Source organism: Micromonospora sp. LOL_014 (assembly GCF_048060245.1).
In the GTDB taxonomy this organism is placed as follows: Bacteria; Actinomycetota; Actinomycetes; order Mycobacteriales; family Micromonosporaceae; genus Micromonospora_E.
Genome location: NZ_JBHMIP010000018.1, coordinates 86413 through 98616 on the forward strand (window position 1 = coordinate 86413; position 12204 = coordinate 98616).

The following is a 12204-nucleotide window of genomic DNA, read 5'->3' on the forward strand; positions in this document are numbered from 1 at the left end:
GGCCGGGCGATTCGCCGGTACTGTCACGGACTCCACAAGACGAGCTCCTTCGGGCGTCATCGCCACGAATTACCAGTCCACCGACGCTACGTGCACAATCACCTACACAGCGACGACTGTCGCTACTCACTGACCGAACACTTCATACTCAACTGCGATCCGTGACCGACCCTTCCCCCTTGGCGACCGTTCTATATGCTCCCCTGCCATGGGCCTGTGGAGCTTCGTAGGACGGTCCGAAGAGCTCGACCGGCTGTTCGCCGCCGCCACCGACGGCGGTCGCGGCCTGATCCTCAGTGGCTCCGCCGGGATCGGCAAGAGTCGGCTGTTGCGCGAAGTCGTAGGTAGACTGCCGACCAAGAGCTACGCGGTCTGGTCCGCCTCGGGCAGCGTCAGCGCCGCGGGCCTGCCGTTCGCCGGCCTCGCCCAGGTGCTCCCGGCGAACCAGCCACCCGGGTTGTCCCCCTCGGCGCTACTGCGGTGGGCCGTCGAGTCGCTACGACAACGGGCCGCAGGCCGGCCGATCGTGCTCGCCATCGACGACGCGCATCTGCTCGACCCCTCCTCGGCGGCGGCGGCGAACCTGATCGCCCGCTCCGGTCGGGCCACTGTACTGGGTACGCTGCTCAGCGGCGAGCCGGTGCCGCTGCCGATCCGGGCACTGTGGGCCGACGATCTGGTGGTACACGACGAGCTGGCGCCACTGGACGTCGTCGACAGCACTGGCCTGCTGATGGAACTGCTCGGTGGACCGCTGGACCCGACCTCGGCCGAACGGCTGTGGCGGCTGTCCGAGGGAAACCCGCTGCTGCTGCGGGAGCTCGTCATCGCCGCCCAGTCCGGGCAGGAGCTGACCCAGACGTACGGGGTGTGGCGGTGGACCGGCCGGTTGGAGCTGGCGCCGAGCCTGACTGACCTGATCGACACCCGGATCGGCCAGCTCAGCCCGCCGGTCCGCGGCGTCGTCGAGCTGGTGGCGTTCGGCCAGCCGATCGGGCTGCGGCTGCTGCTGCGGACCAGCCGGCACGCCGATGTGGAGGCCGCCGAGGAACGAGGACTGATCCGGGTCGACGTCGACGACCGCCGGCAGGACGTGCACATGGCCCATCCGCTGTACGGCGAGGTGGTGCGCCGCCGATGCCCGGTCACCCGGGCGCAGCGGCTGCAGGCGCAGCTCGCTTCGCTCGTGGACGGGGTAGGGGCACGCCGCCGGGAGGACCTGCTGCGGGTCGCCGTCTGGCGGCTCGAGTCGAACACCGCCGACGACCCGGCGATGCTGCTCGACGCTGCCGGCCGGGCGTTCGCCGGGTACGACGTCCCACTGGCGGACCGGCTGGCCGCCCGAGCGTACGACGCCGGCGGCGGGTTCGACGCCGCCGAGCTGTGGGCGACCATCCTGATGTTCCGAGACGAGCCGGAGCGGGCGCTGGCCACCATCGAGGCGGTCCGCGACGAGGTCACCACCGACAAACGACGCAGCCGCTGGTTGATGGTGCTGGGACTGGTCGCCTACTGGGGGCTCGGCAACGAGTCGACGCCGGAGGACCTGGCGGCCGGTGCCCGCGAGCTGACCGACCCGGCCGAGCGGGTCCGGGTCGACTCGTTCGAGGCGATCATGCGGCTGCACCGGCTGGAGTGTGACGCCGCGCTGCGGCTGGCCCGCGCCGTACTCGCCCGGCCGGCGGCCAGTCCCGCCGCCCACGGGCTGGCCCAGTGCACCATCGCCCACCTACAGGCCGCGCAGGGCGACCTGACCGGCAGCGGCCGGGCCATCGCCCGGGTCGTGGCCGACGCCCCGCACTGGCGAACCGAACTTCCCTACCTTCAGCTGGCACTGGAACTCGCTCGCGGCACCCGGCTGGTGCTCGCCGGGGAGCTGCCCGGGATCGAGACGATCGTCGCCGAGGAGTTCGCCGACCTGGCCGACGCCGGTGACTTCCGGCTCGGGTCCGGCTACCTGTCGGTGATCCGGGCGCAGGCCGCCCGGCTGCGCGGCCGGCTCGACGAGGCGCTGCGACACAGCCTGCAGGCGTGCGCCACGTTGGCCACCGGCCGGGTGTACGCCGGGCTGGCCCACGCCGAACGGGCACACGCGGCCGCCCTGCGTGGCGAGGCGGCCCAGGCCGCTGCGGCGATGGCCGACTCGGACCGGGCGCAGATGCCCGGGATGGCCATCCTGTACCCGTGGCGGGAGCAGGCGCGCTGCTGGGTGGCAGTCGCCGAGGGGGACGTCACCGGCGCGGTCGACATGCTGCGGGAGTTGGCGGCCCGGCTGCGTACCGACGGGTTCGCCGGCCACGAGGTGATGGTGCTGCACGACCTGGTCCGGCTGGACCGGGCCGACCTGGCGGTGGACCGGCTGACCGAGCTCGCCAAGGTGGTCGAAGGCCCACTGCCGCCGCTGGTCCTGCGCCAGGCACAAGGCGCCACCAACGGACCGTACGGTGCCCTGCTGCGCGCTGCCAGCGGCTTCGCCGGCCTCGGGCTGCACCTGTTCGCCGCCGAGTCCGCCGCGATGGCGGTACGGCGGCAGCGGCTGGCCCGGTCGCCGGTCACCGGGCAGACCAACATGCTGCTCGGCCGGTCGCTCGGCCAGTGCGTCGACGTGCGTACCCCGGCGTTGCTGGCCGGCCTGCCCAACCTGACCGACCGGGAGCACCAGGTGGCGAAGCTGGCGGCGGCCGGCGTCGCCAGCCGGGAGATCGCCCAGCGGTTGTTCCTGTCGCCCCGCACCGTGGAGAACCATCTGCAACGGGCGTACGGCAAGCTCGGCGTGACCGGGCGTGCCAACCTGGCCGAGGCGGTGCGCGCTCTGCCCGACGAGCCGGGGCCGCCGGGCCAGGCCGGGCCGGGCCGCACCGGCCGGGCGGCCGTACAGTAGCCAGGTGACCAGCGCCAGCCCTGCTCTGCTGACCGACCACTACGAGCTAACCATGCTCGCCGCCGCGTTGGCGGACGGCAGCGCGCACCGGCACTGCGTGTTCGAGGTCTTCGCCCGGCGGCTGCCGACCGGCCGCCGGTACGGTGTGGTGGCCGGCACCGGTCGGCTGGTCGACCTGATCCGGGACTTCCGCTTCGACGCGGAAACCGTCCGACACCTGCGGGACCGCGCGGTGGTCGACGCCGGCACCGCACAGTGGCTGACCGACTACCGGTTCACCGGGGACGTCGACGGGTACGCCGAGGGAGAATTGTTCTTCCCGAACTCGCCGATCCTCACCGTCTCCGGCACGTTCGCCGAGTGCGTCCTGCTGGAGACTCTGGTGCTGTCGGTGCTGAACCACGACTGCGCGATCGCGGCGGCGGCGGCGCGGGCGGTGACCGCCGCCCGCGGCCGGCCGGTGATTGAGATGGGTTCGCGGCGCACCCACGAGGAGGCGGCGGTGGCGGCGGCCCGGGCCGCGTACCTGGCCGGTTTCGCGGCCACGTCCAACCTGGCGGCGGGTGCCCGGTACGGCATCCCGACCGCGGGAACCTCGGCGCACGCGTTCACCCTGCTGCACGACGACGAACGGGCGGCGTTCGCGTCACAGGTGGCCACGCTCGGGCGGGACACCACACTGCTGGTCGACACCTACAGCATCAGCCAGGGCATCCGTAATGCGATCGAGGTCGCCGGGCCGGACCTGCGGGCGATCCGGATCGACTCCGGCGACCTGTCGGTCCTGGCGCAACAGTCCCGGGAGCTGCTCGACTCGCTCGGCGCCACCGAGACCAAGATCATTGTCTCCGGTGATCTCGACGAGCACGCGATCGCCTCGCTCGCCGCCGAGCCGGTCGACATGTACGGTGCCGGCACCGCAGTGGTGACCGGCTCCGGCGCGCCGACCGCCCGGCTGGTGTACAAGCTGGTCGAGGTCGACGGCCGGCCGGTGGTCAAGCGCTCCGAGAACAAGGCCACTGTCGGGGGCCGGAAGGTGGCGGTACGCCGGCACAAGCCGACCGGCACCGCCACCGAGGAGATTGTCGTCTCGCAGGGAGTCCCGGACCGGGCAAACGGTGACCGGGTGCTGCAACGGTCCTTTGTCGCCGCTGGCGAGGCGCGGACCCGGCCGACCCTCGACGAGTCCCGCGAGCACCTGCGCCGCTGCCTCATCTCGATACCGTGGGAAGGGCTGAAGCTGTCCGCCGGAGATCCAACCATCCCGGTGACCGTCGTGCCCGCCGTCCAGTGACCGCCGGGCCGCGACCGGTAGCGGCTGGTAATCGACCATGCAGAAGTCAGCAGCAGGAGGACGACGAGCATGCACCGGGCACTGATCATCGTTGACGTACAGAACGACTTTTGTGAAGGTGGCTCACTCGCGGTGGGCGGCGGCACCGATGTGGCGGTGGCGATCTCCCAGACCGTCGCCGAGGCACCGCAGCAGCGGTGGCGGCACGTGGTGGCAACCAAGGACTACCACGTCGACCCCGGCGCGCACTTCGGCGACCCGCCGGACTTCGTCGACACCTGGCCGGCGCACTGCGTGGTGGGCACCGGCGGGGACGAGTTCCATCCCGGGCTGGCCACCGATCGGATCGAGGCAGTCTTCCGTAAGGGCCAGTACGCGGCGGCCTACTCGGGCTTCGAGGGCCACAGCGACGACGGCACCGGCCTGGCCGACTGGCTGTGGGAACACGGCATCACCGGGGTCGACGTGGTCGGCATCGCCACCGACCACTGTGTACGGGCGACCGCGCTGGACGCCTCCCGGGCCGGCTTCGATACCACCGTGCTGCTCGACCTGACCGCCGGGGTGGCCCGGGATACCACCGAGGTGGCGGTGGACGCGATGCGGGCCGCCGGGGTGACGTTGACCGGTTCCCCGGTGCTGCGTCCGACCTGACCCGCCGGAAAGCCGGCCCGGATATCGGCTGGCCGACGTCGTACCCGGCGGGCATGATGCCGGCCGGAGGTAACACTGTCGATGAATTTGACTCCTTACCGGCAGGCGCTCGCGCTGCCCGGGGTGGCCCGGCTGCTCGCCCTGTCGGTGCTGGCCCGGATGCCGAACACCGCCGCCGGTGTGGCGCTGACCCTGTACGTCGTGCTGGGCCTGGGCCGGGGGTACGCCGCCGCCGGTTTGGCCGGTACCGCGTTGACCATCGGGGCCGCGATCGGCGCACCGCTGCTGGGTCGGCTGGTCGACCGACGCGGGTTACGCCCGGCGCTGGTCGTCTCGGTCACCGCCCAGGGCGTCTTCTGGACCGTGGCGCAGGCGCTGCCGTACCCCGCGTTGCTGGTCGCCGCGGTCGTCGCCGGCCTGCTCAGCCTGCCGGTGTTCTCGGTGATCCGGCAGTCGCTGGCCGCGCTGGTCCCGGCGGAACAGCGCCGTCCGGCGTACGCCCTGGATTCGATGTCGGTCGAGCTTTCCTTCATGGTCGGCCCGGCGCTGGCGGTGCTGCTCGCCACCGCGGTCTCCCCCCGGATCGCGATGGTCGCGGTCGGCGCTGGCCTGGTCGCCGCCGGGCTGGCGCTGTTTGTCGTCGACCCGCCGATCCGGGCCCGGCACGAGGAAGCCGACCGGGCTGGCACCCGGATCGCCCGCCGGGACTGGCTGACCCCGCAGTTGTTCGGGGTACTCGCGGTCGGCACGGCGTCGACGTTGGTGCTCGGCGGCACCGACGTGGCGTTGATCGCCGCGCTGCGGGAGAGCGACCAGTTGGCCTGGACCAGCGTCGTGCTCGCCGGCTGGGGGGCGTACTCCCTGGTCGGCGGGTTCGCCTACGGTGCGACCCGGCGTGCGGTGCCGCCGGTTGGGTTGATGGTCGCGCTGGCCGCCGCCACGGTCCCGGTCGGGCTCGGGGCCGGGCACTGGTGGACGCTCGGGCTGGCCCTGGCCCCGGCCGGGCTGCTCTGCGCGCCGACGATCGCCGCCACGTCCGACGCGGTCGCCCGGCTGGCCCCGGCGGCGGTACGCGGCGAGGCGATGGGTCTGCACGGTTCGGCGTTGACCGTGGGCATGGCCGTCGGGGCACCGCTGACCGGTGCGGTGATCGACGCCAGTACGCCGACGTGGGGGTTCGTGGCGATCGGTGCGGCGGGGCTGCTGCTGGCGCTGCCGATGGTCGCGATGCGGTGGCGCCGCCGGCCGGTGCCGGACCGGGTGCCGGCACCGCGGTGACGGGCTGCCCGAACACCCGACGCGGCCCCGGGCGATGTCGCCCGGGGCCGCGTCGTAGACCGATCGTGGGGTAAGCGCCGGCCAGTGGGTCAGCGCCGGTCGACGTTGCTGGCGGTGTCCTCCTGGTATGTGGCACCGCCGTCCGACTCGCTGGTCAGCGGCTTGGCACCGCCCTCCGGCGGGCCGGCGACCGAGTGGTGGCCGGCGGCCAGCTCCGGGAACTTCAGGTCGAACGCCGGTCGCTCGGAGCGGATCCGGGGCATCCGGTCGAAGTTGCGCAGCGGTGGCGGGCAACTGGTCGCCCACTCCAACGAGTTCCCGTGGCCCCACGGGTCGTCGACCTCGACCAGCGGTCCGGCCTTGTACGACTTCCACACGTTGTACAGGAACGGCAGGGTGGAGATGCCGGTGACGAACGAGCCGACCGTGGAGATCATGTTGAGTGTCGTCCAGCCGTCGATCGCCTGGTAGTCGGCGTACCGGCGGGGAAAGCCCTCGGCCCCGAGCCAGTGCTGCACCAGGAAGGTGGTGTGGAAGCCGACGAAGGTCAGCCAGAAGTGCACTCGGCCCAGCCGCTCGTCGAGCATCCGACCGGTGAACTTCGGGAACCAGAAGTAGATGCCGGCGAAGACCGCGAACACGATCGTGCCGAACAGCACGTAGTGGAAGTGTGCGACGACGAAGTACGAGTCCGAGACGTGGAAGTCGATCGGTGGGCTGGCCAGCAGGACACCCGACAGACCGCCGAAGAGGAAGGTGACCAGGAAGCCGATCGACCAGAGCATCGGCGTCTCGAAGCTGATCTGCCCCCGCCACATGGTGCCGATCCAGTTGAAGAACTTCATGCCGGTCGGCACCGCGATCAGGAAGGACAGGAAGCTGAAGAAGGGCAGCAGCACCGCGCCGGTGGCGAACATGTGGTGCGCCCAGACGCTCATCGACAGCGCGGCGATCGCGATCGTGGCGGCCACCAGACCCTTGTAGCCGAAGATCGGCTTGCGGGAGAAGACCGGGATGATCTCGCTGATGATGCCGAAGAACGGCAGCGCGACGATGTACACCTCGGGGTGGCCGAAGAACCAGAACAGGTGCTGCCACAGCAGCGGCCCGCCGGTCTCCGGCGCGTACACGTGGGCACCGAGCATGCGGTCGGCGGCGAGCGCGAACAGCGCGGCGGCCAGCAGCGGGAAGACCATGATCACCAGGAGGCTGGTGACCAGGATGTTCCAGGTGAAGATCGGCATCCGGAACATGGTCATGCCCGGCGCGCGCAGGGTCAGGATCGTGGTGATCATGTTCACCGCGCCGAGGATGGTGCCCAGACCGGAGATCGCCAAGCCGACGATCCACATGTTGGCGCCGACGCCCGGAGAGTGCTCGACGCTGCTCAGCGGGGTGTACGCGAACCAGCCGAAGTCGGCGGCGCCGCCCGGGGTGAGGAAGCCACCCATCGCCAAGGTGCCACCGAACAGGTACAGCCAGTAGGCGAAGCTGTTCAGCCGGGGAAAGGAAACGTCCGGCGCGCCGATCTGGATCGGCGTAACGTAGTTGGCGAAGGCGAACACGATCGGCGTCGCGAAGAACAACAGCATGATCGTGCCGTGCATGGTGAACAGCTGGTTGTACTGCTCCGGGGAGAGGAACTGCATCCCCGGCTGGGCCAGCTCCGCACGCATGATCAGGGCCATCAGGCCACCGATCATGAAGAACGCGAAGGCGGTGATCATGTACATGATCCCGATCTGCTTCGCGTCGGTCGTGCGCAGCAGCCGCGCCATGGCCGAGCCGCGGACCGGCCTGCGGACCGGAAAGGGCCGGCTGGCGATCGGCTTCGGTGCGACGGTGGTCACGAATGGCCTCCGGTTCTCGTCAATCCCACGGCGCCCGGGGTGATGATCCGCTGGCCGTGCCTCGCAGGCAGGATAGTCCCCGTTCACCGCCGGTCCGCACGCCGGGTGCCTGCCCCGCTGCGGGCTGCCGGTCGGCTCACACCGGGTCGACGAGCAACCGGTAGTGCTCCTGGAAGATGGTGCCGCCTTTGGCACGCAGCATCGGGTCGCGCAGGGCCGGGGCGGCGTCGCGGGTCCGGTCCCGGTCGCGGGTCCGGTCCAGGACCCACTGGGTACGCGGCCGACGTCGGCTCTCGTACCTGGCGAGCGCTTCGACGACCGACGGCGCGGCGCGTAGCTCCTCGGCCAGAACCAGCGCGTCCTCGAACGCCATCGCCGCCCCCTGGGACAGGGTCGGTGCGGTGGCGTGGGCAGCGTCCCCGACGAGCACCACGTTCCCCCGGGACCAGCCGCTCAGCTCCACCTCGTCGGTGACGGCCACCTGGACCTTCTCCACCGCGTCGAGGACCGCTGGCACCGGCTCACCGTAGTCACCGAGGAGCTGGTGGAGCCGGACCAACGGGTCGGCCGGCGGGGCGGAGCCGGCCGGCAACGGCTCGTCGGCGTAGAGGTAGACCCGGCCGTAGCCCATCGGGGCGAGCGCGATGCCGGACCGTCGCCCGAGCAGTGCCGTCCACTCGGTGATCACCGGACCGCCGCTGACCACGCTGCGGTAGGCGATCTGGCCGACCGGGTGCGGCGCGCCACCGATCTCGGCCAGTCGACGGACCGCCGACCGGCGCCCGTCCGCTCCGACGACCAGGTCGTACTCGGCGTAGGAACCGTCGCCGAAGGCGACCTTGGTGGTCTCGTCGCCGATCTCCACGTCGCACACCTCGGTGTGGTACCGCACTTCGCCGCCGGCACCGGTGAGTAGCACCTGATGCAGGTCGGCGCGGGGCAACGCCCGGCACTGCCCGACCCCCTGCCACAGCTGTTTTAGATCGACCGAGCACAGCTCGGCACCGGTTGCGTCGAGGAATCGCTGGTGCCGGATCACCGCGCCGAGCGGGCGCAACGGATTGTCCAGCCCGAGTTCACGAAGCGCGCGGATGGCATTGCCGGGCAGGAAGATCCCAGCGCCGGCAACGACGGTCGGAGCCAGCTTCTCCACCAGCTCGGGCCGGATGCCGGCCAGCCGCAGCGCCCGGGCGGCGGCCAGCCCGGCGACGCTGGCACCGACGATGAGCACGCGCACGGGTGGTTGAGCCATGGTCCGCGCCGCCTCCGGGGGAATAGACACTCATTGAAGCCAAGAGACTACTGCCGGCAACACTGCCTGCGGTAGGCCCATCCCACCCTGCTTGCTCCGCGCGAATGCCACCCGCCACGGCACCGGGCAACATCCACCAATGGACAATCTTAACGGCTCATCGGTGCCAGCGGGACCCTCAGCGCTGCACCCTTGCCCCACCGCCACCGGCGAGCGCCGCCACCTCCTCGAGGCTGGCCGTCGAGGTGTCCCCGGGAGTGGTCATCGCCAGCGCCCCGTGGGCGGCACCGTACTCCACCGCGACCGCCAGGTCACCCAGCTCAAGCAGACCGTAGACCAGGCCGGACGCGAAGCTGTCACCGCCGCCGACCCGGTCCAGGATCTCCAGGCCCGGCCGGTGGGTGGCGGACACGAAACCGGTCGGTGCCGACCAGGCGACCGCACCCCAGTCGTTCACCGTCGCGGAACGCACCGTACGCAGCGTCGTCGCCACCACCTTGAAGTTCGGGTACGCCCCGGTCACCTCGGTGATCATCCGCTGGAAGTTGGCGACCTCCAGGTCGGTGAGGCTCTCGTCGGTGTCCGGCACGGCGAACCCGAGACTCGCGGTGAAGTCCTCCTCGTTGCCGATCATGACGTCGACGTAGCCGGCCAGCCGCCGGTTGACCTCCTGCGCCCGAGACTGTCCACCGACCGCCTTCCACAGGCTGGGCCGGTAGTTCAGGTCGTAGGAGATGATCGTGCCGTGCCGGCGGGCGGCTGTCATCGCCGCCTCGATCGTGTCCGGCGTGGTCGGCGACAGGGCCGCGTAGATGCCGCCGGTGTGCAGCCAACGCACGCCGAGGGTACCGAACAGGTGGTCCCAGTCGACGTCTTCGGGGCGCAACTGGCTGGCCGCGCTGTTTGCCCGGTCGGAGGTGCCGATCGCGCCGCGCACCCCGAAGCCGCGCTCGGTGAAGTTGAGCCCGTTGCGGACGGTGCGGCCGATCCCATCGTACGGCAGCCAGCGCACGTATGCGGTGTCGACGCCGCCCTGCAGCACCAGATCCTCCAGCAGGCGGCCGACCTCGTTGTCGGCGAACGCGGTGACGACCGCGGTACGCAGGCGGAAGCAGCGGCGCAGCCCCCGCGCGACGTTGTATTCGCCGCCGCCCTCCCAGGCCCGGAAGCTGCGGGCGGTGCGCACCCGTCCCTCACCCGGGTCCAGCCGCAGCATGACCTCGCCGAGCGAGACCAGGTCGTAGCGACAGTCGGCGGCCGGCCGGGGGTGCAGCGGGGCGCGGTCGACAGGGTGCTGTTCGGCCATCTCACGACTCCTCAGTCAAACGGTCGGACCGGTCCTGATCGCGGTCGAACCGGTCCTTGTCAAGGTCGGTCCCACGCCGGGTCGAACCGGTCAGTCGGCGGCGCGGGCAGCGGCGACCGCGGCTGCGGTCAACCGGGTCACCTCGGCCCAGTCGCCGGCCTCGAGCAGGCGGGGGGCGACCATCCAGGTGCCGCCGACGGCGAGGACCGCCGGGTTGGCCAGGTAGTCCGCGACGTTGGCGGGGCTCACCCCGCCGGTCGGAATGAAGCGCACCGACCGGAACGGCGCGGCGAGCGCGGACACCATGCCCACCCCGCCGAGCTGTTCGGCCGGGAAGAACTTGACCGTGTCCAGCCCGGCGTCGAGGGCCATCTGGATCTCGGTGGCGCTGGACACCCCGGGGAAGACCGGCAGGTCGAGCTCCTGGCAGCGGCGCACGACGGCAGGTCCGAAGCCAGGGCTGACCACGAACCGGGCGCCGGCGTCGACCGCCCGGTCGACCTGTTCGACGGTGAGCACGGTGCCGGCACCGACCAGCATGCCGGGGTGCCCGGCCATCGCCGCGATCGCGTCCGCCGCCGCCGGGGTGCGGAAGGTCACTTCTGCGGTACGCAGCCCGCCGGCGAGCAACGCCTCGGCCAGTGGCGCGGCACCGGCCGGATCGGCCAGGACGACCACCGGAAGGATCCGCCCCGCACCGATCACCGAGACGACGTCGCCGCCGTCGTGCGCGCCCTGGTCGGTCTCTCGGCCGGTTGACTCACGTTCAGCATCATGAACATCGGTCACATACGTGACCATACTCCGTGGCACATCGCTGTCAACCGGTGCGGCGCTGGTTAGAGTGACCGCCATGGCGGCGCAGGAGGGTTTCCAGCCGGTGAAGTCCGCCGGCCGGACGTTGGAGGTACTGGAGGCGCTGGCCGCCGCCCCCGACCGCCGGTCCCTCGGCGAACTGGCGCGGGTCCTGCAGATCCCGAAGAGCAGCCTGCACGGGATACTGCGCACGATGGTGCATCGCGGCTGGGTGGAGACCGATCCCACCGGCACCCGGTTCGGCCTGGGCGTACGGGCGCTGCAGGTGGGCGCGGCGTACCTGGCCGCCGACAACGCCGTCAGCCTGCTGGACGGCGTGCTCGACGCGCTGGCCGGGCAGTTCGGTGAGACTGTCCATCTCGGCCGGCTGGACGGCCCGCACGTGGTCTACCTGGCCAAGCGCGAGTCGGTGCACCCGCTGCGGCTGTACAGCGCGATCGGCCGGCACCTGCCGGCGCACGCCACCGCGCTGGGCAAGGCGCTGCTCGCCGAACATCCGGACGACACCGTCGACCAGTTGCTGAGCTGGCCGTTGCGCCGGATGACCCGGCGTACCATCACCGACCAGGCCGCCCTGCACGCCGCCCTGGCCGAGGTCCGCGCCCAGGGCTGGGCCGTGGACCGGGAGGAGAACACCGAGGGGATCGTCTGCCTGGCGATGGCGATGCCGCTGCGCCAGCCGGCCGGCGACGCGATCAGCCTGTCCGTCCCGGCGAACCGGATCGACGCCGCCGGCGAAGCCCGGATGGTCGAGGCGCTGCGGGCCGCCGCCGACCAGGTGGCCGCCGCCCGCGGGCTGATCTCCCACTGACTCTTTTCATGTATGTCGATGTGATCTACCGTGATGGGAGCGCTCCCGCGACGTTGGTTCCT

General features: G+C 71.5%; 9 protein-coding genes. 5 read left to right on the forward strand and 4 right to left on the reverse strand.

Annotated features, from left to right (window positions below; all coding sequences use genetic code 11):
• Positions 1–208: 208 nt before the first annotated feature.
• The 4 genes from ACFHW1_RS17215 to ACFHW1_RS17230 all read left to right on the forward strand — a co-directional run bounded on the left by ACFHW1_RS17215 (position 209) and on the right by ACFHW1_RS17230 (position 6107).
• Positions 209–2881 (forward strand): LuxR C-terminal-related transcriptional regulator, encoded by a 2673-nt coding sequence (locus tag ACFHW1_RS17215; RefSeq protein WP_416554704.1) that lies wholly within the window; start codon positions 209–211, stop codon positions 2879–2881.
• 4 nt (positions 2882–2885) lie between these two features.
• Entirely contained in the window at positions 2886–4175 is a 1290-nt protein-coding gene (locus tag ACFHW1_RS17220) for a nicotinate phosphoribosyltransferase (RefSeq protein WP_416554706.1), read from the forward strand.
• A gap of 69 nt (positions 4176–4244) precedes the next feature.
• The gene (locus ACFHW1_RS17225; RefSeq protein WP_416554708.1) at positions 4245–4829 is read left to right on the forward strand and encodes a nicotinamidase; all 585 of its coding nucleotides are present in this window, start codon (positions 4245–4247) and stop codon (positions 4827–4829) included.
• Positions 4830–4910: 81 nt separating this feature from the next.
• Complete coding sequence (locus ACFHW1_RS17230) at positions 4911–6107, forward strand: MFS transporter (RefSeq protein ID WP_416568324.1); 1197 nt, start codon at positions 4911–4913, stop codon at positions 6105–6107.
• Positions 6108–6196: 89 nt separating this feature from the next.
• Here the strand turns inward: ACFHW1_RS17230 and ctaD are convergent, their stop codons facing one another.
• The 4 genes from ctaD to eda all read right to left on the reverse strand — a co-directional run bounded on the left by ctaD (position 6197) and on the right by eda (position 11304).
• Positions 6197–7957 carry a cytochrome c oxidase subunit I gene (gene ctaD, locus ACFHW1_RS17235; RefSeq protein ID WP_278167436.1) on the reverse strand — a complete coding sequence of 587 codons (1761 nt, stop codon included), beginning with the start codon at positions 7955–7957 and terminating at the stop codon, positions 6197–6199.
• A gap of 136 nt (positions 7958–8093) precedes the next feature.
• On the reverse strand, positions 8094–9209 hold the full coding sequence (locus ACFHW1_RS17240) for an FAD-dependent monooxygenase (protein WP_416554710.1): 1116 nt from the start codon (positions 9207–9209) through the stop codon (positions 8094–8096).
• 178 nt (positions 9210–9387) lie between these two features.
• Complete coding sequence (locus tag ACFHW1_RS17245; protein WP_416554712.1) at positions 9388–10515, reverse strand: sugar kinase; 1128 nt, start codon at positions 10513–10515, stop codon at positions 9388–9390.
• A gap of 90 nt (positions 10516–10605) precedes the next feature.
• Positions 10606–11304: a bifunctional 4-hydroxy-2-oxoglutarate aldolase/2-dehydro-3-deoxy-phosphogluconate aldolase gene (gene eda, locus ACFHW1_RS17250; protein ID WP_416554714.1), complete on the reverse strand. Its 699-nt coding sequence runs from the start codon at positions 11302–11304 to the stop codon at positions 10606–10608.
• 64 nt (positions 11305–11368) lie between these two features.
• Between eda and ACFHW1_RS17255 the strand changes: the two genes are divergently transcribed.
• Entirely contained in the window at positions 11369–12142 is a 774-nt protein-coding gene (locus ACFHW1_RS17255; protein WP_416554716.1) for an IclR family transcriptional regulator, read from the forward strand.
• Positions 12143–12204: the final 62 nt, after the last annotated feature.